22 protein-coding genes are annotated in these 23890 nt (G+C 39.6%); 15 read left to right on the top strand and 7 right to left on the bottom strand.

All coding sequences use genetic code 11. The annotated features are described in order from the left end of the window. Positions 1 to 143: 143 nt before the first annotated feature. Both KZP23_RS05205 and KZP23_RS05200 read left to right on the top strand, forming a co-directional pair. Positions 144 to 545, top strand: coding sequence for a DUF4890 domain-containing protein (locus tag KZP23_RS05205; protein ID WP_226335043.1), 402 nt, complete (start codon positions 144 to 146; stop codon positions 543 to 545). Between the two features lie 152 nt (positions 546 to 697). Further along, complete coding sequence (locus KZP23_RS05200) at positions 698 to 1303, top strand: TIGR04282 family arsenosugar biosynthesis glycosyltransferase (RefSeq protein ID WP_226335042.1); 606 nt, start codon at positions 698 to 700, stop codon at positions 1301 to 1303. Between the two features lie 229 nt (positions 1304 to 1532). Here KZP23_RS05200 and KZP23_RS05195 read toward each other — a convergent pair whose 3' ends face one another. The 5 genes from KZP23_RS05195 to mutY all read right to left on the bottom strand — a co-directional run bounded on the left by KZP23_RS05195 (position 1533) and on the right by mutY (position 10955). After that, entirely contained in the window at positions 1533 to 3011 is a 1479-nt protein-coding gene (locus KZP23_RS05195; RefSeq protein WP_226335041.1) for a glutamate synthase subunit beta, read from the bottom strand. A 1-nt stretch (position 3012) separates the two neighbouring features. Then, entirely contained in the window at positions 3013 to 7512 is a 4500-nt protein-coding gene (gene gltB / locus KZP23_RS05190) for a glutamate synthase large subunit (RefSeq protein WP_226335040.1), read from the bottom strand. 433 nt (positions 7513 to 7945) lie between these two features. Then, a complete protein-coding gene (gldE, locus tag KZP23_RS05185; protein ID WP_226335039.1) occupies positions 7946 to 9295 on the bottom strand; it encodes a gliding motility-associated protein GldE in 1350 nt (449 codons plus the stop codon). Positions 9296 to 9361: 66 nt separating this feature from the next. Further along, positions 9362 to 9829, bottom strand: coding sequence for a single-stranded DNA-binding protein (locus KZP23_RS05180; protein WP_226335038.1), 468 nt, complete (start codon positions 9827 to 9829; stop codon positions 9362 to 9364). A 52-nt stretch (positions 9830 to 9881) separates the two neighbouring features. Next, positions 9882 to 10955, bottom strand: coding sequence for an A/G-specific adenine glycosylase (gene mutY, locus KZP23_RS05175; protein ID WP_226335037.1), 1074 nt, complete (start codon positions 10953 to 10955; stop codon positions 9882 to 9884). Positions 10956 to 11113: 158 nt separating this feature from the next. Here mutY and KZP23_RS05170 point away from each other — a divergent pair, with 158 nt between their 5' ends. The 3 genes from KZP23_RS05170 to KZP23_RS05160 all read left to right on the top strand — a co-directional run bounded on the left by KZP23_RS05170 (position 11114) and on the right by KZP23_RS05160 (position 14013). Further along, entirely contained in the window at positions 11114 to 11422 is a 309-nt protein-coding gene (locus KZP23_RS05170) for an HU family DNA-binding protein (protein ID WP_112784269.1), read from the top strand. Positions 11423 to 11442: 20 nt separating this feature from the next. Then, a complete protein-coding gene (locus KZP23_RS05165) occupies positions 11443 to 12261 on the top strand; it encodes a tetratricopeptide repeat protein (protein ID WP_226335036.1) in 819 nt (272 codons plus the stop codon). Positions 12262 to 12441: 180 nt separating this feature from the next. Beyond that, the gene (locus tag KZP23_RS05160) at positions 12442 to 14013 is read left to right on the top strand and encodes an Rne/Rng family ribonuclease (protein ID WP_226335035.1); all 1572 of its coding nucleotides are present in this window, start codon (positions 12442 to 12444) and stop codon (positions 14011 to 14013) included. 12 nt (positions 14014 to 14025) lie between these two features. On the opposite strand, the gene KZP23_RS05155 is transcribed toward KZP23_RS05160, so the two are convergent. Further along, positions 14026 to 14802, bottom strand: a complete 777-nt coding sequence (locus KZP23_RS05155; protein WP_226335034.1) for a type III pantothenate kinase — start codon at positions 14800 to 14802, stop codon at positions 14026 to 14028. Positions 14803 to 14934: 132 nt separating this feature from the next. Between KZP23_RS05155 and KZP23_RS05150 the strand changes: the two genes are divergently transcribed. Then, positions 14935 to 15417, top strand: coding sequence for a GNAT family N-acetyltransferase (locus tag KZP23_RS05150; RefSeq protein ID WP_226335033.1), 483 nt, complete (start codon positions 14935 to 14937; stop codon positions 15415 to 15417). A gap of 25 nt (positions 15418 to 15442) precedes the next feature. Here the strand turns inward: KZP23_RS05150 and KZP23_RS05145 are convergent, their stop codons facing one another. Next, positions 15443 to 15748, bottom strand: a complete 306-nt coding sequence (locus tag KZP23_RS05145) for a DUF4286 family protein (protein WP_226335032.1) — start codon at positions 15746 to 15748, stop codon at positions 15443 to 15445. A 181-nt stretch (positions 15749 to 15929) separates the two neighbouring features. Between KZP23_RS05145 and KZP23_RS05140 the strand changes: the two genes are divergently transcribed. From KZP23_RS05140 to KZP23_RS05100, 9 genes are all read left to right on the top strand, one after another. After that, entirely contained in the window at positions 15930 to 16376 is a 447-nt protein-coding gene (locus KZP23_RS05140; RefSeq protein WP_226336485.1) for a sterol desaturase family protein, read from the top strand. Further along, positions 16373 to 17269, top strand: coding sequence for a MerR family transcriptional regulator (locus KZP23_RS05135; protein WP_226335031.1), 897 nt, complete (start codon positions 16373 to 16375; stop codon positions 17267 to 17269). Before KZP23_RS05140 ends, KZP23_RS05135 begins: the two co-directional genes overlap by 4 nt. Before the next feature lie 155 nt (positions 17270 to 17424). Next, on the top strand, positions 17425 to 17934 hold the full coding sequence (locus KZP23_RS05130; protein ID WP_226335030.1) for an RNA polymerase sigma factor: 510 nt from the start codon (positions 17425 to 17427) through the stop codon (positions 17932 to 17934). Position 17935: 1 nt separating this feature from the next. Continuing rightward, positions 17936 to 19432: a phytoene desaturase family protein gene (locus tag KZP23_RS05125; protein WP_226335029.1), complete on the top strand. Its 1497-nt coding sequence runs from the start codon at positions 17936 to 17938 to the stop codon at positions 19430 to 19432. Between the two features lie 4 nt (positions 19433 to 19436). After that, positions 19437 to 20279, top strand: coding sequence for a phytoene/squalene synthase family protein (locus KZP23_RS05120; RefSeq protein ID WP_226335028.1), 843 nt, complete (start codon positions 19437 to 19439; stop codon positions 20277 to 20279). A 7-nt stretch (positions 20280 to 20286) separates the two neighbouring features. Beyond that, positions 20287 to 20994: a lycopene cyclase domain-containing protein gene (locus tag KZP23_RS05115; protein ID WP_226335027.1), complete on the top strand. Its 708-nt coding sequence runs from the start codon at positions 20287 to 20289 to the stop codon at positions 20992 to 20994. Between the two features lie 6 nt (positions 20995 to 21000). Next, positions 21001 to 21846 carry a 4-hydroxy-3-methylbut-2-enyl diphosphate reductase gene (locus tag KZP23_RS05110; RefSeq protein ID WP_226335026.1) on the top strand — a complete coding sequence of 282 codons (846 nt, stop codon included), beginning with the start codon at positions 21001 to 21003 and terminating at the stop codon, positions 21844 to 21846. Positions 21847 to 21883: 37 nt separating this feature from the next. Beyond that, complete coding sequence (locus tag KZP23_RS05105; protein WP_226335025.1) at positions 21884 to 22579, top strand: fatty acid desaturase; 696 nt, start codon at positions 21884 to 21886, stop codon at positions 22577 to 22579. 91 nt (positions 22580 to 22670) lie between these two features. Beyond that, positions 22671 to 23825: a BamA/TamA family outer membrane protein gene (locus KZP23_RS05100; protein WP_226335024.1), complete on the top strand. Its 1155-nt coding sequence runs from the start codon at positions 22671 to 22673 to the stop codon at positions 23823 to 23825. Positions 23826 to 23890: the final 65 nt, after the last annotated feature.

The following is a 23890-nucleotide window of genomic DNA, read 5'->3' as shown; positions in this document are numbered from 1 at the left end:
TTTAAATATTGAGTTTTGTCTATTAGAATAAATAGGGGTTTGGCATTTCAATGGAGCAATTTTAAATTTTGTTAAAATGTTATTGGCAGTTTAAACCTTAGATGGGTTAAATGGTCAAAGGGGTATAAACAAAACTTAATAACATGAAAAGAATAATGTTTTTATTGGCGATTTTGGTTGCCACAGTTTTACAATCAGAGGCGCAACAAAGGAGAGAGCGCGGTGACATGGATCCAGAAAAAATGGCAGAGAGAGTGGCTGGTCATATGGAAAAGGAACTAGAACTCAGTGAGGAGCAAAAGAAGGAAGTTTATGCACTTTTCTTGGAGTCTTCCAAAAAAAGAATGGAAATGAGGAATCAAGAAAAGGAAGAAAGAGAAGCAGCCCGCGAGCAAATGATAGCAGACAGGAAAGCTCAACAAGCAAAATTGAAGGAAATTTTATCTGAAGAGCAATTTGCCAAGTGGGAAGAGATGCAAAGGAAGATGCAAGAGCGGATGCGTGAGCGAGGAGGGGACAGACCTAAGCGCGGAGATGGTGCTTGATAAATAAAAAAATAATTTCTTGCGTCTATTGACAAATTTTGGTTCATTTATCAAAGAAGATCTTTTTAGATCTTCTTTTTTTATGTTTTGGCAAATGATTTGAGTAGATAAAGTTAAATTAGAAAGTGTACCCAAGTATAACATGAACGATCATGAATGAACATGCAATTATTATTTTTCAGGAAAATCCTGTGCCCGGAAAAGTAAAGACCCGACTGGGCGAGGTCATTGGTAGTGAAAAAGCGGTGGAAGTGTATGAATATTTGCTCCATCATACCCACGAATTGGTAAGGGATTATCCAGCGGATGTGTTTGTCTATTTTCTTGACAATGTAGATGAAGGCTATCTCTTGAATGACCAATATCACCTTGGTTTGCAAGGAAAAGGGCTTTTGGGAGAGCGGATGCAACGGGCATTTGTCGATGTCCTGAGCAAGGGATATGAGAAGGTACTGTTTATACGGGTGGCTGGCACCATGGAGCTTTCCAATGATATTTTGGATGAGGCTTTTGAGGCATTGAGCTATCAGGATTTGGTAGTTGGGCCGGCGCATGACGGGACTATTTATCTATTGGGGATGACAAAAGTACATGATAAGGTGTTTGATCACAACGATTGGAAATCAGATAGTCTTATTGTTGAACTGACTCAGGAAGCCAAAGATATGGGGCTGGAAATGCACAAACTTCCACAGCTCTATGAGGTAGAGCAATACGAAGACTTGAAAAGTTTGAAGGGGCTTTTGAATATTCATTAAGGATATAGCTTGGAGACAAAAGGTTCAAGGTGTGGTCTAAGGCTACACCTTTTTTGTTTGCCAAGGGTTTTGAGGTTTTAATTAGGTTTGCTTTAGCGGTGGCCACCTAATTTCCGCCAAATCCATGTTCTATAGGATGGGGTAGTATTCCAAAAAGAAAAAAAACTCCCTGCCGAGACAGGGAGTTTTCATCGAATTAACAAACTTGTTAAATAAAACTAAACTACTGCTATTCGCAGAATTCAGCGTCTTCTACGTTCTCAAAGAAAGAACGATCTTTTCTTGGTAAGTTAGATTTACCCATTAAGAATTCATCCACTTTTACAGCTGATTCTCTACCTTCAGAAATAGCCCATACTACTAGAGATTGTCCTCTACGCATATCACCTGCTAAGAAAACTTTCTGGTTGGTACTTTGATATTCTTTTGATTTAGGAAGTGAATTCTCCATTGCTTCTACACCGAATGCATCAAGTAGACCATTTTGTTTAGGGCCGGTGTAACCTATGGCCAACAAAGCTAGGTCACAAGGAACGGTTCTCTCAGTACCTTCAATTTCAAAGAACTGCATTCTACCGTTTTCCTCTTTCCATTCAATGTCCACCAAGGTAAGACCGGTAACTTGGCCTTGCTCGTCTTTCGTGAACTCTTTGGTCAATACCGACCAAACCCTATCAGCGCCTTCTTCATGAGAACTTGAAGTTTTAAGGGTCATTGGCCATTCTGGCCAAGGGTTCAAGTGAGCACGTTGCTTTGGTGGTTTAGGCAGCAATTCCAGCTGGGTAACGGAAGCAGCACCGTGACGGTTAGAAGTACCGATGCAGTCACTTCCTGTATCACCGCCACCTATGACGATGACATGCTTGCCCTTAGCAGAAATTGGGTTTGGAGTATCCCTTTCTCCACTAACTACTTTATTTTGTTCTCCAAGGAATTCCATGGCGAAGTGAACTCCCTTGGCTTCTCTACCTTTGATCTTAAGGTCTCTAGGTTCTTGAGCTCCAGTGGAAAGTACTACTGCATCAAAGTCCTTGAGGATACTTTCTGCTTTTGTAGTATCGATTTCAGTTCCGGTAGCAAAAATAACCCCTTCGTCTTCCATCAATTTGACACGGCGATCAATTACCCATTTCTCCATTTTGAAATCAGGGATACCATATCTAAGTAGACCACCTACTTTTTGGTCTTTTTCGAATAAGGTAACCTCATGACCTGCTTGGTTCAATTGGTCAGTAGCGGCAAGTCCCGCAGGACCGGCACCGATAACGGCTACTTTTTTACCAGTTCTGGTTTCTGGCGCTTTTGGAATCGCTAGGCCCAGTTCATAGGCTTTCTCTGCTATATTTTTCTCAATCAATTCAATGGCCACAGGGTCCTTGTTGATACCTAGCACACAGCTGGCCTCACAAGGAGCAGGGCAGATTCTACCCGTAAATTCAGGGAAGTTGTTGGTACCTCTAAGGATATCAAAAGCTTCTCCCCACTCTTTACGGTAAACTGCATCATTGAATTCAGGGATTACATTACCTAGTGGGCATCCTTGATGACAAAAAGGAATACCACAATCCATGCATCTTGCAGCTTGGTTGTTCAGTTTTTCAGGGGCAATCGGATGATGGATATCATTATAATCGCCAACCCTTTCTTTAGGGTCTCTATTATCTTCTAACTCTCTTTTATATTTAAGGAATCCGTCTTTCGCTCCCATCTTACACTAAAGTTTTTGATTGTTCTTCTTGTTTTAACGCTCTTTGCTTAAGTACAGCTTTGTAATCTCTAGGCATCACCTTGATGAATTGCTCCTTCTCGGTATCCCAGTTTTCAAGGAATTTAGCCGCCAAGCTACTGTTGGTGTACTTAAGGTGAAGTTCGAGTTCTTTTTTGATGATATCGAAATCTTCTTTTTCCAATGGATCCAGATCTACCATTTCCTGGTTGATATGTTTTACATTGTCCTTGAGTAAGTAGGCGATACCACCGCTCATACCTGCTGCAAAGTTTCTTCCGATTTCACCTAGGTTGATCACTTGTCCACCGGTCATGTATTCACAACCATGATCTCCGATACCTTCTACTACTGTTTTCACGCCTGAGTTTCTTACGCAGAAACGTTCTCCACCCTTACCGTTGATGTAAGCGTGTCCAGAGGTAGCTCCATAGAAGGCTACGTTACCGATGATGATGTTTTCTTCAGCTTTGAAGTTTGCATTTCTGCTTGGATAGATCACCAACTGACCACCTGAAAGACCTTTGCCAAAATAATCATTGGCTTCACCTTCCAACTCGAATGTTACTCCTTTGGTCAGGAATAAGCCGAAGCTTTGTCCTGCCGAACCCATAAACTTATAGTGGATAGTATCATCCGGTAAACCTGGACTTCCATAAATCTTGGAGATTTCATTGGAAAGCATGGCACCTACCGAACGGTCTATATTTTTAATCTGAAAATTCTCCTTAACGGAATTGGCTTGCTCAAGAGCAGGAAGGGCCGCCTTGATCAGCTTTCTGTCCAATACTTTCTTCAATTTGAAATCCTGGTCGATTTGTTTGTAGATACCTACGTGCTCAGGTACTTCTACCATGTGGAAGATTGGGCTTAGGTCTAGCTTATCCCACTTCCAATGGTTCAAGTGACCAGTAGATTTCAGTACATTAGACTGACCTACCATTTCGTTAACAGTTCTGAAACCTAGGGAAGCCATGATCTCTCTCAAGTCTTCAGCAAGGAATTTGAAGAAGTTAACCACATGGTCAGGGTTACCTGTAAATAGTTTTCTCAACTCAGGATTTTGAGTGGCAATACCTACTGGGCAGGTGTTTAAGTGACATTTTCTCATCATGATACATCCTTCCACAACCAAGGCTGCAGTAGAAATACCCCATTCTTCAGCACCTAATAGGGCCGCGATGGCCAAATCCTTACCAGTTCTTACCTGACCGTCAGTTTGAAGGGTTACTCGGCTTCTAAGGTTGTTTTTCACCAAAGTCTGATGAGCTTCAGCCAAACCAAGTTCCCAAGGTAAACCAGCGTGTCTGATGGAACTCAACGGAGAGGCTCCTGTACCACCATCAGCACCAGAAATTAAAATAACATCTGACTGTGCTTTGGCTACCCCGGCGGCTACTGTACCTACACCAGCTTGAGAAACCAGTTTTACATTAATACGGGCTTTTCTGTTGGCATTTTTAAGGTCATAGATCAGCTGAGCCAAATCCTCAATAGAGTAAATATCGTGATGAGGAGGAGGGGAGATCAAGCCTACTCCAGGAGTGGAGTGTCTTACACGACCGATCCAATCATCCACCTTATGACCTGGAAGCTGTCCACCTTCACCAGGTTTGGCTCCCTGTGCCATTTTAATTTGTAATTCTTCAGCATTGGTAAGGTAGTTACTGGTCACACCAAATCTACCAGAAGCAACCTGCTTAATAGCGGATCTTTCCCAATCTCCATTTTCTTTTCTTTCGAAACGGATTTCATCTTCTCCACCCTCACCACTATTGGATTTTGCACCAATACGGTTCATGGCAATGGCTAAGGTGGAGTGGGCTTCATGAGAAATAGAGCCAAAGGACATGGCGCCAGTAGCGAAACGCTTCATGATTGCCTCAGCGGGTTCTACTTCCTCCAATGGAATAGAAATTCTCTTTTTAAACTCAAATAATCCCCTGATGGTAAGAGCGTCTTTGGTTTGGTTATTTATCTTTTCAGCAAACTTTTTGTACAGCGAATAGTCATTGTTTGCGGTAGATTTTTGTAATAAATGGATAGTTTCTGGGTTGAAAAGGTGTTTTTCACCTCTTCTTTTCCACTGATAAACTCCACCTGTTTCCAATCTTGGACTTTCAGATCCATAAGCTGCATTATGTCTGGTAAGTACTTCCTCTGCCAGTTCGTCAAAGGAAACACCACTGATTCTACTGATGGTGCCTTTGAAACATCTTTCGATTACCTCTGGTCCTAAGCCAACAGCCTCGAAAATCTGGGCACTTTGGTAAGACTGCAAGGTACTGATACCCATTTTTGAAAGGACTTTTAACAAGCCTTTTCCAATGGCCTCTTGATAGTTTTCGAATAGTTCTTTCTCTTCAAACTTCTTGGAAAGTTGCTCGGTTTCATTGAGGTGAACAAGCGTTTCAAGGGCAAGATATGGATTGATCGCACTGGCACCATAACCCACTGCTGTGGCAAAGTGGTGGGTCTCTCTGATATCACCGGCTTCAGCGATTATACCTGCTTTGGTTCTCAGTTTCTTGTTTACCAAGTGGTGGTGAACACCACCAATGGCCAATAATGAAGGGATTGGAGCAACACCTTCATAAGTATTCCTATCAGAAATGATCAGGACATTATAACCATCGTTGATGGCATCAACGGCTTCTTGACAAAGTGTGTCCAAAGCCTCAAGCATTCTTCCAGGCTTATGGTCTGCTTTGAAATGGGCATATAGTGTCTTAGATCTGTATCCTTTACTTTCCAGGTTCTTGATTTTTTCCAAGTCCTCGTTCAACAGTACTGGCTGAGAGATATGAATCTGTCTGGTATGTTGCGGACTTTCTTCAAGGATATTATAGCCTTCACCGATCCTGGTGAATAGTGACATTACTAATCTTTCCCTGATTGGGTCGATTGGTGGGTTACTTACCTGGGCAAATAACTGCTTGAAATAATTGGAAATATGTTGGCTTTGCTTGGAAAGCACAGCAGGAGGCGTATCCGCACCCATTGAACCTAATGGTTCATAAGCTGTATCTCCCATTGGCGCCAAAATGGTATTGACATCTTCGGTGGTGTAACCGAAGACAGTTTGTCTTTCTTTGATGTTCTGGGTGTTATAGGGCTGAGAGAGCACCTTTGGAGCAGGCATCAGTCTTAGTTTCAGCCTTTCTTTTCTTACCCAAGTATCGTAAGGCTTGTTTTCGCAAACTTCAGCTTTAACCTCCTCATCAAACATTACTTTACCTTTTTCAAGGTCTGCCATGATCATTCTTCCTGGACTGATTCTACCTTTTTCGGTAACGGTAGCTTCTCTGATTGGCAAAGCTCCGGCTTCAGAAGAAAGTATCAATCTATCATCAGAAGTGGTGAAATAACGAAGTGGTCTCAAGCCGTTCCTATCCAAGGTCGCCCCTAGTGACTTACCGTCTGTGAACAGTAAAGCTGCAGGGCCGTCCCAGGGCTCCATCAATGCTGCATGGAACTTGTAAAATGCCTTTTTGGCTTTATCCATGGATTTATTGTCCTGCCAAGCTTCGGGTACCAACATCATCATTACGTGTGGTAAGGATCTTCCACTTAGGGTCAATAATTCTACCATCGCATCTAGGTTAGCTGAATCCGAATAAGTAGAATTGGTAATAGGCATTAATTTGTTTAATTCCTCCTCAGTGAACAGTTCAGACTTCATCAAGGATTCCTTCGAGCGCATTTTGTTCAGGTTACCTCTGATGGTGTTGATTTCACCATTGTGGGATAGGTATCTGAAAGGCTGCGCCAATCTCCAATTAGGGAAGGTATTGGTAGAGAACCTTGAGTGAACTAATGCAAGCGCAGAAGTTATTTTATTGTTTTGGAGATCTTTGTAGAAAGCCAGTACTTGATCTGTTCTCAACTGCCCTTTATAGATAAGGGTGTTTGAACTGAAACTGGCAAAATAAAATGATCTATTAACTCCTGGGACGGTTGAGTTGATCACTTTTGTGGCGTAGTTTCTAAGCACATAGAGCTTTCTCTCTAATTCCTTGCCAACTAGACCTTCTTTATGCTTGACAAAAAGCTGCTCAATATTTGGCATTACTTCCAAGGCGCCAGAGCCTGGTACAGTTTCATCTACAGGGACTTCTCTGTATCCAATAAGCTCAAAATCCATTTCCTCCAGGATTTTATTGAGCAGTATTTTTGATTTTTTATGTAGTTGCTTGTTCTTAGGAAAAAATGTCATGCCGACCCCATAGCTACCTTCTTCAGGTAGTTCAAAGCCTGCACGGTGAGTCACCTCCTTCATAAAATCATGTGGTACCTGAATCAAAATACCCGCTCCATCACCTGTTTTAGGATCACTGCCTCTTCCTCCTCTATGCTCCATATTGCTCAGCATAAAGAGCGCATCACTTATCGTCTCGTGGCTTTTGTTGCCCTTCACATTGACCACAGCGCCAATCCCACAGGCGTCATGCTCAAACTGTGAATGGTATAATCCTTCATTCATAGTTAGTGTTATTTAAATAGGTTTGTAAATTCGATTGAATAAATTACAAAGAATTTTTCTTTTTTTAAAATCTCGGCAACAAAAGAACGAAAAAAATACATTAATAACCAAATTTGCCTATGATTTTTACAATTATTAAAATAGAAATTTGAATACAGATATCGCTTACTATTTATAATTTCATGTAAGATTGTCTGAAATGGGTTAAAAATAATGTCGCTTTTATTGAAAATTACGTAAAATTACTCAAAGTAGGTTTGAAAAAATGAGTTTCTAATTGTTTTCTGATAAAAGGAAAATAATTGTGCTAATCCAATAAGAATTCAAGTTTATTGGCAAATTTTTGAAAAAATGTGAATAACATGGAAATATTATCTCCTACGTCATTTGTTTAAATTCTTGTCGACTAATAGTTTGGTTTCGTTATGGGTGGTCAATCCTCATTATGGGGTAAGTCTCCTGCTTCTTGAGGGTTCATGTAGACCTTTATTTTTTTTATTCTTTTGGCATCTACGGCCAGGATGGTAAACGTGAATTTATCAAATTGGATTTTAGATCCGTTCTTAGGTAATTTCCTGTTGAGTTCCAGTAATAAACCTCCAAGGGATTCACTGTCTCCTTTTACTTCGTCAAAGGATTGTGGGTCTAGTTCTAGTCTTTTGCAGAAATCATTTAAGGATACCTTGCCTTCAAAAACATGGGTATTGTCATCGATTTGTTTATAAAGTAGATTGTCAGCATCATCAAATTCGTCATTGATTTCTCCGATGATTTCTTCGATAAGGTCTTCAAGGGTGACAAGTCCCGATGTTCCGCCATATTCGTCCACAACAATTGCCATGTGGACCCTTTTGTTTTGGAAGTCTTTAAGCAGGGCGTCTACTTTTTTGTTTTCCGGCACAAATAGCCCTTTTCTGGTAAGTGTCTGCCACTGGAAATCGTCTTCTTTTTCTATATGGGCCAATAGGTCTTTGATATATAGTATACCTTCTATATTGTCTATGGTCTCTTTGTAAACGGGGATTCTGGAATAGCCGCTTTTATTGATTTTGTCCATAAGCTCATGGAAGTCCATTTCCACATCCACGGCAGTGATATCCATTCTGGAGCACATAACCTGTTTTACCGACAGGGTGCCAAAGTTAACAATGCCTTTGAAAATGTCTTTTTCGCCTTCAGTGGTATGTTCGGAGGTGATTTCCAGTGCTTGGTGCAATTCGTTTACAGAGAGGGTATAGCCTTTCTTTTCAATTCTTCTCTCAATGACATTACTTATGGTCATCAGAAAGGAAGATAGTGGGGCTAGGGCAATGGAAAAGAAATTTAGTGACTTGGCCATGAGCTTGGAAAAGCTCACCCGGGCATTGTTGGCATATACTTTTGGGACGATCTCACCAAAAAAGACAATGGCAAAGGTTACGCCTACTGTTTGTATAAGGATAATGACAATCCCGGTGGCGTCAGTGCCGAATAAGTTTAATGTGAAAAATGTCGTCAAAGTAACAATTCCTATATTAATGAGGTTGTTCAGTATCAATATAGTGCTTAGGAGCTTTTGTGGGGCTTCTATTAATTTGATGACTAAAGCTGAATTTTCTTCTGATTCATTGCTTAACTCACCCAGGTCATCATGGGACAAAGAAAAATAAGCTACTTCAGAGCCAGATACCAGTGCGGAAGCCATTAGCAGAAGTAGAAAAATGAGGCTGTTTATGATAATATAGCCAGCCGAAATCTGGTTAATTTCAGCCAGCATTGACAAACTCGGGTATGGATCGTCCATTAAATGATTCAAATATTGTTATGCAAAATTAATGATTTATCCATTAGGATTCTAATTTGATCTTAATTAGAAAGGAAGATCATCGTCTCCTTCATCTATATTGGCATTGGATGAGGGCATTGACGCAGTTTGTGGACTGTTGGAGCTGGCTTGGCTCATGGTGTTGGGGTTTGAGCTTGGCTGCCCACCGCTTCCTTCTGAATTTCTGGAGCCGAGCATAGTGAAGCTCAGTACCCTGATTTTTGTCCTTTTTCTGTTATTGCCTTGTTCATCCTGCCAAGTGTCGGATTTGATTTTTCCTTCTACGAAGATCTGACTACCTTTTCTTAAGTATTGCTCGGCAATTTTTGCCTGTCCATCCCAAAGTTCAAGATCATGCCATTCGGTGTTTTCCACCCGATTGCCATTTCTGTCCTTATAGGCTTCGGTTGTCGCTAGGGTCAGGTTGGCTACCACACTGCCGCTTTCCAAGTGTCTTACTTCTGGATCTTTTCCTAGGTTGCCTACTAAAATTACTTTGTTTACACCTGCCATAGTTCAGTTGATAATTAATAGTTGCTTAAATGTGTATAGTTAAAATTAAGGATTATTTTTTATCGTTCAAATATCGGACAATCAGTTTTGGCTTGCCCAAAGCTTCCAGCTCGTCTGGATCGTTGAGTAGAAAGCCATTGTCTTTTACCCATTTTTCCAAAGCTTTTTGATGGTTGTCTGGGATTTTGAATGAGACAAAGTTTGAAAAAATTTTTTGATGAGTCAGTATATGTTTATAAGTCTTTTCGCCTTCAAAATGTATGGTGGGGTTAAATGCTTGAAGTTCATGAAACAATTTTGAGGCTTCAGGGTCTATTTTTTCAGGTGATTGGAATTCTACCAAGGGGAAGTCCGTCAGGCCTTCCCAAATGTCTCTTGGCCCTCTGGTCTTGGTGACAATTTTTCCATTGCACTGTATATCATGGTATAAAAATGCCCTGGTGCTGACCTTTATCTTTTTGTTTTTTACCGGTAATTTTTCGACCAGGTTATTATTATAAGCGTAACATCCGGGCTGTAAGGGGCAACTATTGCAGTCGGCCTTTTTCGGTGTGCACTGTAATGCGCCAAATTCCATTATAGCTTGGTTGTATTCATCGGGCTGATTTGGGGAGATGGCTTTGTTGGCCAAAGACTGGAACTCCTTTTTCCCTTCTGTGCTACTGATGTCCGTGCTTATACCAAAATACCTGCTGAGTACGCGGAATACATTTCCGTCCAGCACCGCCACTTTTTCCCGATAAGCGAAGGAAGCGATGGCAGCAGCGGTGTATTGACCTATACCCTGCAATTTAAGTAAGCCTTTATAGCTGTCGGGGAAGCTGCCCTGATGATCTTCCACAACTTGTTTGGCGCATTTATGTAGGTTTCTCGCCCTGCTATAATAACCAAGGCCCTGCCAGAGCCTTAAAATTTCTTCCTGTGGACTGGCGGCCAAATCCTCGACAGTTGGATAATTTTCGATGAATTTTTGGAAATATGGCAAGCCCTGTGCTACCCTTGTTTGTTGAAGGATAATTTCTGAAAGCCAAATGATATATGGGTTTTGGGTGTTTCTCCAAGGAAGATCCCTTTTATTTTCTGGGTACCACTGGAGTAGTTTTTGGGCAAAATGGTTGAAATTCAAAACTTTTGAAATTTTTTATGGAATCTTTTCGTTGAACAAAAGACGCTAATTTTCTTCATTTTGTTTTTATATTGAAAAGCATCATTTAAATTTGCAGTCCCAAAATTAGTTGGTTAATAGATTGTTAAGCAATTTAATCAAATTAAAATTTAAATACAGTGACTAAAGCAGAGGTAATTACCAAGATTTCGGACAAGACAGGAATTCAGAAGGACGATGTGACTCAGACCATTGAAGCATTTTTCAAGGTGGTGAAGGATTCCATGTCTGAGGGAGAGAATATTTATGTGAGGGGATTCGGTAGCTTCATCAATAAGAAGCGCGCCAAGAAGATCGCCAGAAACATTTCTAAAAACACTGCTATCGTGATCGATGAGCACTATGTTCCGGCTTTCAAGCCATCAAAGGTCTTCATTGACAAAATCAAAAACAGCAAAAAAGTTAAGGAAGTAGCTTTCCAAGATTAATGTTTAGAAGTTTCTGATTTATGAAAAAGTCGCAAATCATTCTTGTCGTCGCTGTAATTGTCGCTGTTGGTGTCTTGTACTCCCTTCCCAGGGTAGTGGTGGACAGCTCAGAGGAAGGTCAAAATATGGCGCAGCAAGGTGATGCGACTTCTGAACCGGTTACCGAAGCCCATAATGCTAGCGTGGCCGATTCAGATAAATCAACAGTTAGTGGCCTGGCTGCCAAATTGAAAAAAGAAGAGAATAAAGAAAATTTTGTTATCTTTGCAGATTCAATCGCCACTATCTATGCTAATGCTGGGATGTATGACAGTGCAGCTTACTATTTGGGGCTTAGTGCTGAGAAATATCCGGATAGCAAATCTTTAGAGAAGGCGGGGGATGCTTATTATGAGGCCTTTGGCTTTGCGATGGACCAAGATAAAATGGTTTATCTTGCCGAACAGACCAGGTCATATCTCAATCAGGTTTTGGAAAAAAGCCCTGAGAGACTTGATCTAAAAACCAAAGTGGCCATGACACATGTGTCGTCCACTAACCCTATGCAGGGAATTATGATGCTTAGAGAGGTGCTTGAACAAGATCCTCAAAATGAAGAAGCCCTATTTAATATGGGGGTTTTATCCATGCAGTCTGGACAGTATAAGAAGGCAGTGGAGCGTTTTGAAGAGCTTATCAGTCACCATCCAGATAATGTACAAGGCCAGTTTTACCTTGGTGTGAGTTATTTCGAAGCTAAGCAGAAAAATAAAGCAAAAAAACAGTTTCAGCTGGTAAAAGACATGACAGAAGATCCTATGATCATCTCCAGTGTAGATAACTATCTGGGACAACTATAAAAGTATTGTTAAACTTAAATCCATAAGATTATGCCTTGCGGTAAAAAAAGAAAAAGACATAAGATCGCTACGCACAAGCGTAAGAAAAGACTTAGAAAAAACAGACATAAGAAGAAGTAATACACTTCTTCTTTTATAGTTTTTACACAAAAACGTTCATTAACATAAAGGAGACACGATTTGAGTACGGAATTAGTAATTGATTCTGCTCAAAACAGTAGTCGAATAGCCCTTTTGAAAAATAAAGGACTGGTAGAGCTTCACGCTGATGAGGAAAATAACCAGTTCAAAGTGGGGGATATGTACCTGGGCACGGTCCGCAAAATCGTCAATGGGCTCAATGCAGCTTTTATCGATGTGGGCTATGAAAAAGATGCATTTTTGCATTATCAGGACCTCGGACCAAAGGTGAAGAGTCTGATCAAATATACCAAACAGATCAGAAACAATCATTCCGAGCATCCCACGCTTAAAGGGTTTGAGCTAGAACCTGAGATAGAAAAGCTTGGAAAAATTTCCCAGGTCCTTTCTAAAAGCAATCAAATTTTAGTTCAGGTTGTAAAGGAGCCTATCTCTACGAAAGGCCCACGACTATCCTGTGAGCTCTCCTTAGCCGGTCGTTATTTGGTACTGGTTCCTTTTTCCAATTCAGTCAATGTGTCTAAAAAGATCCGTAAGGCTGAGGAAAGAAGAAGACTAGCCAGACTAATCACTTCCATCAAACCTGCCAATTTCGGTGTCATCATTAGAACAGTTGCCGAAGGACAGTCCGTTACAGAACTGGACAAGGACCTTAGGAACTTGGTGAACAGTTGGGAGGATGGGATGAAGAAGTTGATGAAAGCCAAAAGTAAAGACAAGGTGATAGGAGAAATGAGTATGGCCAGCTCTATAATAAGAGACCTGCTCAACGAATCATTCGATGCAATCACGGTAGAGGATGAATTAGTCTATGATCAGATTCGGTCTTATATCAGATCGATCGCCCCTGAAAAGGAAAAAATTGTTAAGCTTTACAACGGTAAAGCCAAGCTATTTGAAAGTTTTGGAATTGAAAAGCAGATCAAGAGTCTGTTTGGACAATCGGTAAGTCTTCCGCATGGCGGATATTTAATTATTGAACATACCGAGGCGCTTCATGTCATTGATGTGAACAGCGGTAATAAGTCCAACCAAGAAAGCGACCAGGAAACAACAGCATTAAAAACCAACCTGGTGGCTGTCAAAGAAATTGCCAGACAGCTTCGCCTCCGAGATATGGGAGGGATTATCGTCATTGACTTCATTGATATGAAGAAGGCCGAGAACAAGAGGGCCGTCTATGACGCGATGAAAGCTGAGATGAAGGATGATAGGTCCAAGAATACAGTATTGCCATTGACTAAGTTTGGGTTAATGCAGATAACCAGGCAAAGAGTAAGACCTGAAGTAAATATTGTGACCAAAGAGACCTGTCCTGCTTGTAATGGGACAGGAAAAATCCAAGCCTCTATTTTGGTGGCTGATAAGCTGGAAAGAGATCTTGAGTACACTGCTGTACATCAAAACTTGGCCAATATTAAAATTGGCTTGCACCCATACCTTCATGCTTATTTTACCCAAGGGATGATTTCCAGAAGGGTAAAGTGGTTTTTTAAATATTTCAAATGGGTAAAACTGATCAAAGATTCTTCATTACCGGTGACGGAGTATAAATTCCTGGATGAAACAGGAGAAGAAATTGAACTTACTATTAAAGAAGGGGCTGAATAGTCCCTTCTTTTTTTATGTCGCCATATTTTTTTCTGTAATTAATTTGATTCCCTTAAGGGTCAGTTCCCTGTCTACTTTATCAAATTCTCCCTTCAAAGTGCTTAGGATTTCGGAAAGTCCTCCTGTGGCAATTGTTTTTATTTCTAGATTTACCTCCTTTTTGATAGCCTCCAACATACCTTTTACAAGACCTGTGTAGCCAAATAGAATACCTGCTTGTATGGAATGGATGGTGTCTTTTCCAATGGCTGATTGAGGCACTTCTAATTTTACTTCTGGAAGTTTTGAAGTGTTTCTGAAAAGGGACTTAAGGGCTGTTTTTAGCCCCGGAACAATATTGACTCCCATGATTTTGCCATCCTTATCGATAACCGTAAAGGTGAGTGCCGTGCCAAAGTCGATGATTACACAGGTGGTTTGGAAATATTCATAGGCAGCGGCAGCATTGGCCATCAGGTCAGTGCCCATCTCTTGGGGTCTTGCAGTGGAAATTTTCAGTTTTGTATAACTTCTTTCGTTGATTAAATGTGGCGTTTTGTGGAAAAATGTTTCCGAAAACTGTACGAGTAAATCGCTTATTTCAGGCACTACGGAGCTGATACCCACAGCTTTCACGGAAGGAGCTCTCAAGCCGTTTTCGAGGAAATAAAACCGAATATTTTTTTCTAAATAACTTAATGTAAGGTCCCTCCTGGTTTCAAGGCGATATTCATGTGTCCATTTTTCTGTTTCCGGATCATAAAAGCCAAAAACTATATTGGAATTTCCAGCATCTATAGATAAGAACATTTTAATTGATGTGTCTAGGTTTGGCTAAGTTAATTATTTGCAGTTTGTTCAAGTTACTTAAAGCTAGCATGTCTCTTGACCAAATGGAAGGAAGTTCTTAGTTCTTTTTCTAATTTTTTCTATTTTCGAGACATGTATACGATCAGAGAAGGAAAAAAAGAAGATTTGCCAAGGATTTTTGAATTAATAGAAGAATTGGCATTGTATGAAAAAGCGCCAGAGGAAGTAACCAATACGGTAAAGATGATGGAGGAGGATGGTTTTGGGGCCAATCCTGTATATGGATTTTTTGTATTGGTCAAAAACAGTACGCAGGAAATAATAGGAACGGCTATTTATTATTATAGGTATAGTACTTGGAAAGGTAAGCGTTTGTATTTGGAAGATTATATTGTCACAGAAAGGGAGAGAGGGAAGGGAGCAGGAAAGTTGCTTTTCGAAAGGGTGATGAAAAAGTCGCTGGAGGAGAAATGTACGGGGATGATGTGGCAGGTGCTAGACTGGAATGATCCTGCCATTAATTTCTATAAAAAATATAAGGCGGATATTGAAGGTGGTTGGTTCAATTGCCATTTACAGTCGGAAGACATTGAGGAGATGTTAAGTTCTAAGTAAAGTAAAAAGCCCCAATTGGGGCTTTTTACTTTACTTCTTGTAGCAAGGAGCGGAATATGGCATACTTGTCTTTAAAGGATTTTTGGAAATCTTCCTGGTGTGCTTGTAGGAATTTAGTTTGGTATTCATAAACCTTTTCCAGGCTATCTGTAAAGTACTGCACTGAATAGTTTACTCCTCCATCATGCGGCTCATGCATCAGCTTGAAGAATTTGTTGTCATTAAAAATCCCGGTGGCCATAACAGATGGGATGTGTTCTTCCTTCATCCATTTTATCCACTGCTCTTCAACTTCTAGGTCGATATTTACAGTAATATTGTATAAAATCATATTTTTGCATTTTGTTTAAATTCAGGTCGTAAAGAGTAAACAATTTTATTTATGTTTACTTTGGTACAAAAATAGGAATAATCCCTAGAAAGCACTTTGAACTTAGTGTCAATTAAGAAAAAGTGCACATGATTGGTCGTCCGGTAAACATTTCAAATCAAAACTGGTTATTCTTGTAATGATGGTTAATGCAATTTTATTTGTGGTAATAGGCTTCTTGTTGATGGAGTTTTTCGGTTGGTTTATACACAAATACCTGATGCATGGTATTTTGTGGGAAATCCATCGAACCCACCATGAGCCCAGTAAAGGCCCCTTAGAGCTGAATGATATATTTTCTATATTGTTTGGTGGGGTTTCAATATTGTTGATGTGGAAAGGCTATGAATACCTAGACTATCGATTTTGGATAGGGGTGGGTATTAGTGTATATGGCTTTTGTTATTTTCTGTTGCATGATGTGTTGATTCATAGGAGGAACAAGTGGTTTAAAAGACCCGATAATGGTTTTTTTGCTGGCATCTTCAAAGCGCACCAGGCTCACCATGCAAACAATCAAAAAAGAGGGGCTGAAGCATTTGGTTTGTTTATTGTTCCGAAAAAGTATTTTAAAGTAGGGAAGAAATGAGTAGTTATTCTATTAAGGATCTGGAACATCTTTCGGGGATAAAAGCACATACCCTGAGGATCTGGGAGCAGCGTTATGATTTGTTGCACCCAAAGCGTACTGAGACCAATATTCGGTATTATGATGATGATGACTTAAAGCTTATTTTGAATGTAGCTTTATTGAATAATAATGGCCTGAAAATATCTAAAATAGCTAAAATGACTTCTGATGAAGTTCGTTTGAAGGTGGTGGAGCTAACCGAGGGAGTCTTGGCCCATGAGGATCAGATTTATGCCTTGACAGTAGCGATGATAGAGATAGATGAGGAGCGATTTGATAAGGTATTGTCGGTGAATAACAGGAGTATTGGTTTTGATGAAACCATGTTGAAAGTTATTTATCCATTTTTGGCTAAGATTGGTATATTATGGCAGGTGGGGTCCATTACACCGGCCCAAGAACATTTTATAAGCAATTTGATCAGGCAAAAATTAATTGTAGCCATTGACAGGTATGTATATCAGGGAGGAGGAAAGAAGTTCATGTTGTTTTTGCCAGAAGGAGAGTTACATGAAATCTCACTATTATTTGCAAGTTACCTGATCAAAAGAGAAGGTCATAAGGTGATTTACCTCGGGCAAAGCACGCCACAAGATGATCTTGCTGAAGTATACCGTTTTCATCAGCCTGATTATTTGATCACAGTTATTACGACATCTCCTGATATCCATAATTTACAGGATTATTTAGAGGCTTTGTCTAAGCAGTTTTCCGAGAGTAAGATTATTATATCTGGTTATCAGGCTTTGAGAGCCGAGTTTAAGTTTCCAAAGAATATATCCATAATGGAAAAAATTGAAGATATAAAAGTCTTTGTAGAAGAACTGAACAATATCCCTCAGGAGAAGTAAAAAGGAAGGTATATTCAAAAATGATTTAGCAGGCAATAGTCTGCTATTTTTTTGTCTTTTGAAACAAAATGTTTAATAAAAATGTAAAAATAATAAACAAAAGTTTGTAATTTGTTTAATGATAATTATATTTACTTAAACAAAAATACAAAGGCATGACAACTTTAGAATTCAGTTACTCGCTTAACCAATATTCCAAGACATTGAAGCCTTTTGCTCTTAGGCTGACCAAGGATTTGGATGATGCAAATGATTTGTTGCAGGACACAGTTCTGAAAGCATATACGAACAGGGATAAGTTTTCGGATGGTACCAATTTGAAAGCATGGCTTTATACCATTATGAAAAACACCTTTATCACCAATTATCAGAAAATGCTAAGAAGGGCGACTTTTGTAGATACTACTGATAATTTACACTATATTAATTCAGGAGATGTTTGCATAGAGAACAGGGCACAAGGTGGTTTTGCGCTGGAAGATATACATGCATGTATAGAAAACCTCGATGATGTTTATAAAGTGCCCTTTATGATGTATTTCAATGGCTATAAATATCAGGAAATAGCTGAGCAGTTAGGTTTACCCATAGGCACAGTTAAAAACAGGATTCATATCGCCAGAAAAATTCTAAAGGAGAATTTAAAGGTTTATAAACTTGACTAAGATGACAAATGATCAGGTAGTGGTCATAGGTGCGGGTTTTGCAGGGATAGCTGCTGCTACCAGACTGGCCAATCAGGGATATAGGGTTAGGCTCCTTGAAAAACATGATAGCCCGGGGGGAAGGGCGAGGAAGTTTGTGGCTGAAGGCTTTACTTTTGATATGGGGCCAAGTTGGTATTGGATGCCCGATGTATTTGAAAACTATTTTTCCCAATTTGGAAAGAAAGTATCCGATTACTATAAATTGGTAAGGCTGGATCCTTCGTATAAGGTGGTCTATGCTGAAAATGATGAGTTGAACATTCCTGCTAATTTTGAAGACTTAAAACTCCTTTTTGAGCGGGTAGAATCAGGAAGTGCCAGGAAGTTAGAGGAGTTTTTGTCTCAAGCGGCGCAGAAATACAAAGTTGGTATTCAAGAATGGGTATATAAGCCTGGTCAGTCTATATGGGAATTTGCCCAGCCAGGAATAATTAATGACTTGATAAAGTTGGATATATTCCATTCCATGAAAAAGCATGTTGCCAAGTTTTTTAAAACTGAAAAGCTGGTGAGACTAATGGAGTTCCCTGTTTTGTTTTTAGGGCAGACAGCCGAAAAAATTCCAGCCTTGTATAGTCTGATGAACTATGCAGATTTGGTTTTGGGAACTTGGTATCCAATGGGAGGTATGCATGAAATAGTGAAGGGTATGGTTGCCCTTGCAGAAGAAAAAGGAGTTGAATTCGTGTACGATGCTGATGTTTCCCATTTTCAAGTAGAGGACAATACCGTAACTTCAGTTTTTTTAAAGAATGGAAAGACCATCGCTGCAGATATCGTTATTGCCGGTGCCGATTATCATCATGTGGATTCGACATTTCTGCCACCAAAATATCGCAATTATTCTGAAAAATATTGGGACAAGCGTGTCTTGGCACCTTCCAGCCTGATTTTTTATTTGGGCATAGATAAAAAATTGTCAGGATTGAATCATCATAATTTGTTTTTTGACGAGGCATTGGAGCCCCACGCAAAGGCTATATACGAAAATCCTGATTGGCCGGAAAAACCATTGTTTTATGTTTGCGTGCCATCGGTTACAGATCCATCCGTAGCTCCTGAAGGGAAAGAAAATTTATTTGTATTAATTCCTCTGGCCCCAGGATTGGAAGATACAGAGGAGCATAAAGAGAAATACTATCACTTGATCATGGAGAGGCTGGAGAAGCTGACCAATCAATCTATCCGGGAATATGTGGTCTATAAGAGAGCCTACGCCCAGAGTAATTTCATTCAAGACTATAATGCTTTTAAAGGAAACGCCTATGGTCTGGCCAATACCTTAGGACAGACTGCTTTGCTAAAGCCCAGAATAAAAAACAAAAAACTGAATAACCTGTATTATACCGGACAGCTTACAGTGCCTGGGCCTGGAGTTCCTCCATCTCTCATATCCGGGCAGGTAGTGGCCCATGAGATTATCAAAAATCATTTTTCAAAAGCTCATCAAAATTAGACGTATGGATGCATTAAAATTATATCACGACACGACATTGGAGTGCAGTAAGTTGGTGACCAGTCGTTATAGCAGCTCTTTTAGTTTGGGGATTAGGGTGATGGATAAAAAGTTTCATATGCCTGTTTATGGGATCTACGGTTTTGTAAGGTTTGCAGATGAGATAGTGGATACTTTTCATCATAAAGACAAAGAATATCTTTTGGAAGAATTCAGGAAAGATACCTATGAGGCGATAGATCAACAGATCAGCTTAAACCCCATATTGCATGCCTTTCAGATGATTGTACATCAATATGGTATAGAGAAGGAGCTGATAGATGCTTTTTTGAACAGTATGGCCATGGATTTGGATTTCAGTACTTATAGTGACGATAGGTACAAGGAATATATTTACGGCTCAGCAGAGGTAGTTGGTTTAATGTGTTTGAAAGTATTTTGTGAAGGAAATGGATCCCTTTATGAAGAGTTGAGGTCTCCCGCCTGTAAATTAGGTTCTGCTTTTCAAAAGGTAAATTTCCTAAGGGATATCAAGAGTGATTATGAGGAGCGTGGAAGAGTGTATTTTCCAGGGGTTGATTATGGTTCTTTTGATAGTTCAATGAAAAAGCTGATTGAAGCGGATATAGAAAAGGATTTTGAGGAAGCTTATGAAGGGATAAAAGGATTACCGGTGGGGGCCAAAATCGGTGTGAAGATTGCCTATTTGTACTATCTTAATTTATTCAGGAAAATCAAAAAGTTAGAACCCAAAACCATTACGCTAAATAGAGTCAGGGTTCCCAATATAAAAAAGCTATCTCTTCTGATGAGCATTTATTTTGGTTCAAAATTAGGTTTCGAATAAGCGTTTTATGGAAAACTATCTCTATTTGATATTAGATATAGCCACTTTGCTGTTTCCTTTGCTTTGGAGTTTTGAATCCAAAGTGAGCTATTACAAAAAGTGGTTTGCGCTTTTTCCTGCAATTTTAATTACAAGTTTCGTGTTCCTACTCTGGGATGAATGGTTTACAGGTTTGGGAGTTTGGGGGTTCAATCCCAGGTATTTGACCGGTATATACCTAGGGAGTTTGCCTTTGGAGGAATGTCTGTTTTTCCTAATAGTGCCTTTTTCTACCATTTTTATATACGAGATACTGCAGTATTATCTGAAAAAGGACTATTTGGTATATCAGTCGAAGTTTCTAACAATTACTTTAATTGCAATTTTGGTGAATATTGGTCTATTCAATATTGATAAATGGTATACCAGTGTTAATTTTCTATTTGTAGCCAGTGTTCTGGTTTTGCATTATTATATTTTTGGCACAAGGATTTTAGGTAGGTTTTATCTTTTTTATTTGGTTCACCTTATCCCTTTTATACTTTTCAATGGCGCCTTGACAGGGGCTTTTACGCCAGAACCTGTGGTTTTTTATGACAATGCTGAAAACCTTAGTTTGAGGATTTTTACTATTCCTGTTGAGGACTTTGTGTATTCAATGGGGCTCATGTTAATGAATATCAGTATATACGAAAAAATAAAGATCCGTAAAACAATCGCCAGCTCTGCTGGTTAATATGATATGTTGGATTTAAAGGTTCATATTGATACAAATTCGGGCTTTTGCTTCGGTGTGGTATATGCCATCGAGATGGCAGAGGATATTCTTAATGAGGATGGGCATTTGTATTGCCTAGGAGATATCGTCCATAATGACGAAGAGGTAAAGCGTTTGGTCAATAAGGGGCTTAAGATTATTGATCATCGGCAACTTAAAAATTTAGAAGGTGAAAAAGTCTTGATTCGAGCTCACGGCGAGCCTCCTTCGACTTATGAATTGGCCATTAAGAACAATTTGACCCTGGTGGATGCAAGTTGTCCTGTTGTGCTAAAGCTACAAAACCGCATAAAGAATTCTTTTGATAAAAAGGACAAGATATATATTTATGGTAAGCATGGCCATGCAGAGGTGGAAGGCTTGCTTGGACAAACGGCCAATGAGGCCATTGTTTTTCAGGATATTGCTGAGTTGGATTTGGAAAATATGCCTGAGCGCATTACTCTCTTTAGTCAGACCACAAAGAATACTGATAAATTTTATGAGATAAACCGGATTCTAATGGATAGAGGGATTACAGTGCAAACCAATGATACTATTTGCAGGCAGGTATCCAATAGGGACAAGGAGTTGAGGATATTTGCAGCATCCTATGATAAAATCGTGTTTGTGAGCGGAAGCAAATCCAGTAATGGCAAGGCCCTGTATGAGGTATGTCGGCAGAAAAATCCCAATACCCATTTTGTGTCGCATCCTGATCAAATTGAAAAGAATTGGTTTTCCAAGGGGGATGCTGTGGGTGTATGTGGAGCTACTTCTACCCCGATGTGGTTGATGGAAGATGTGAGGAATACTTTACTTCGTTATTGAGTTTCCTTTTTTGTAGACAGTAGAGTACCTTAGTGATATGTCCAAGTCCGTTTCATCAAATCGTCCAGTAGTAGGCTCTTATGGTATTTTGATTGCCTTAGTTATCATTATCAGTTGGACTGTGTCTATTTATTTGTTGTTAAACTGGCAGCTTGATTATCAAAATCCGTTTACTTATCTGGCCGTTTTAATTCAAATGCATCTCTATACTGGCCTTTTTATCACCGCTCACGATGCGATGCATGGGAGCGTAGCTGCAGACAGAAAAATCAATGATGCGATAGGCTGGCTGGCTGCCATTTTGTTTTCATTTAATTTTTATTTTAGGCTGTTTCCCAAACACCATGAACATCATCGTTTTGTGGCCACAGAAGAGGATCCAGATTACCATTCTTCTCAGCAGTTTTGGAAGTGGTATTGGAGTTTTATCAAAACGTATCTGAGCATTAGTCAATTGGTTCTGATGGGAGTAGCTTTTCAGTTGTTGAAGGTCTATTTTCCTGTAGAAAATTTAGTTCTTTATTGGATGCTGCCGGCTATTTTTTCCACTTTTCAGTTGTTTTATTTTGGGACTTATTTGCCTCACAGGGGAGAGCATTATAATAAACATAGGTCTGGAACATTGCCTAAAAACCATTTATGGGCGTTTTTATCCTGTTATTTTTTTGGATATCATTACGAACATCATGATTCACCGGGTACACCTTGGTGGAGACTATGGAGAATGAAATAAGTAACCAATATGATTATTTGAGGTGGCAAAAGTCATCTTCCCACATTTTGAGTTATTTTTGGAAGATATATTATTTAAAGTTTTTCTTCAGATGTCGATTTTATTAAACAGGTTATTTGTCGTTGGGTGCTTTTTGATGGTGACAGGAGTGATAGATGTCCAAGCACAAAATGATTCAAGTTCCTTTTCAACGGAGAAGAGAGAAAGTAAATTTTTTAATACAGTAGACCATGTGCTAAACAGGCTGAGTACTGATACATGGTCTTTTATTCCCGCAGTGACTTATTCTCCTGAGACTAGCCTAGGGATTGGGGCAGGTGCGATAAAAGTTTTTAAGTCGAAGAAAATGGAAGAGCAAGGGTTAAGACCTTCTTCGATGCCCATTACTTTTATCTATACATTGAAGCAACAGGCCATTTTGGAATTGGACTTGGATTTATGGAAAAATTATAACAAAGATTATATCAATGCAAGATTAGAACTGACGGATTATCCCTTTAAGTTTTATGGTATAGGAAATGATATGTCGATAGATCATCAGGAAGATTATGCCACCAAATATGCCTATTTCCACTTGAACTATATGCGCAGAATCATGCCGAAAGTTTATGTCGGGCCCAGGCTGGAATTTCGGACAGACAATATATATGAAAAGCAGGAAAACGGGATGCTGGAAAGCGGAGAAGTACTGGGATCAGATGATCCTCGGGTTTCTGGTATGGGCTTGAAGTTGAATTATGATTCTAGAGATGATATTTTTCAGCCCAAGGGAGGTGCTTACCATCAATTTACCTGGATGACTTTTCAGCCTTTTTTGGGAAGTAAGTTCACTTATAACCGCTATGAATTAGATCTAAGAAAGTATATGCCAGTATGGGAAAACAAAATACTGGCTATGCAAGCTTGGTGGAGTTTTATTGACGGAGAAGCACCTTTTCAACAGATGTCCTTAATTGGAGGAAGCAAGCGGATGAGGGGCTATTTTGACGGCAGGTATAGGGAAAAAATGGCCATGGTATATCAGGCAGAGTTAAGGTTACCTGTATATGGTAACTTAGGACTGGTGCTTTTTGGTAATACGGGACAAGTAGCGAACAAGGTTGCCCAATATGCATTTGACCGTTTCCACTATGGAGCTGGATTTGGTGTCCGTTATAGAATGAATGATGAAGGAATAAATATTAGGATTGATTTTGCTTTTGGCGACCAAACGGCCTTTTATTTTGGATTAAATGAAGTGATTTGATGACGTTTGATTGGAGCTAAAAGTAAAAAAGACAGGATGATTCATCGTCCTGTCTTTTGCATTTT

Source organism: Echinicola marina (assembly GCF_020463795.1).
GTDB lineage: Bacteria > Bacteroidota > Bacteroidia > Cytophagales > Cyclobacteriaceae > Echinicola > Echinicola marina.
The sequence above is the reverse complement of the archived record's forward strand: the minus strand, read 5'-3'. Positions and strand labels throughout refer to the sequence as shown.

Excerpts from the sequence above, each read along its gene's own strand:
- KZP23_RS05150 (WP_226335033.1), top strand. The coding sequence starts at position 14,935 with ATGTATACGATCAGAGAAGGAAAAAAAGAAGATTTGCCAAGGATTTTT.
- KZP23_RS05155 (WP_226335034.1), bottom strand. The coding sequence starts at position 14,802 with ATGTTCTTATCTATAGATGCTGGAAATTCCAATATAGTTTTTGGCTTT.
- KZP23_RS05100 (WP_226335024.1), top strand. The coding sequence starts at position 22,671 with ATGTCGATTTTATTAAACAGGTTATTTGTCGTTGGGTGCTTTTTGATG.
- KZP23_RS05145 (WP_226335032.1), bottom strand. The coding sequence starts at position 15,748 with ATGATTTTATACAATATTACTGTAAATATCGACCTAGAAGTTGAAGAG.
- KZP23_RS05165 (WP_226335036.1), top strand. The coding sequence starts at position 11,443 with ATGAAAAAGTCGCAAATCATTCTTGTCGTCGCTGTAATTGTCGCTGTT.
- KZP23_RS05205 (WP_226335043.1), top strand. The coding sequence starts at position 144 with ATGAAAAGAATAATGTTTTTATTGGCGATTTTGGTTGCCACAGTTTTA.
- KZP23_RS05125 (WP_226335029.1), top strand. The coding sequence starts at position 17,936 with ATGACAAATGATCAGGTAGTGGTCATAGGTGCGGGTTTTGCAGGGATA.
- gltB (WP_226335040.1), bottom strand. The coding sequence starts at position 7,512 with ATGAATGAAGGATTATACCATTCACAGTTTGAGCATGACGCCTGTGGG.
- KZP23_RS05135 (WP_226335031.1), top strand. The coding sequence starts at position 16,373 with ATGAGTAGTTATTCTATTAAGGATCTGGAACATCTTTCGGGGATAAAA.
- KZP23_RS05120 (WP_226335028.1), top strand. The coding sequence starts at position 19,437 with ATGGATGCATTAAAATTATATCACGACACGACATTGGAGTGCAGTAAG.
- KZP23_RS05130 (WP_226335030.1), top strand. The coding sequence starts at position 17,425 with ATGACAACTTTAGAATTCAGTTACTCGCTTAACCAATATTCCAAGACA.
- KZP23_RS05140 (WP_226336485.1), top strand. The coding sequence starts at position 15,930 with ATGGTTAATGCAATTTTATTTGTGGTAATAGGCTTCTTGTTGATGGAG.
- KZP23_RS05200 (WP_226335042.1), top strand. The coding sequence starts at position 698 with ATGAATGAACATGCAATTATTATTTTTCAGGAAAATCCTGTGCCCGGA.
- KZP23_RS05110 (WP_226335026.1), top strand. The coding sequence starts at position 21,001 with ATGTTGGATTTAAAGGTTCATATTGATACAAATTCGGGCTTTTGCTTC.
- KZP23_RS05180 (WP_226335038.1), bottom strand. The coding sequence starts at position 9,829 with ATGGCAGGTGTAAACAAAGTAATTTTAGTAGGCAACCTAGGAAAAGAT.
- KZP23_RS05105 (WP_226335025.1), top strand. The coding sequence starts at position 21,884 with ATGTCCAAGTCCGTTTCATCAAATCGTCCAGTAGTAGGCTCTTATGGT.
- KZP23_RS05115 (WP_226335027.1), top strand. The coding sequence starts at position 20,287 with ATGGAAAACTATCTCTATTTGATATTAGATATAGCCACTTTGCTGTTT.
- KZP23_RS05195 (WP_226335041.1), bottom strand. The coding sequence starts at position 3,011 with ATGGGAGCGAAAGACGGATTCCTTAAATATAAAAGAGAGTTAGAAGAT.
- gldE (WP_226335039.1), bottom strand. The coding sequence starts at position 9,295 with ATGGACGATCCATACCCGAGTTTGTCAATGCTGGCTGAAATTAACCAG.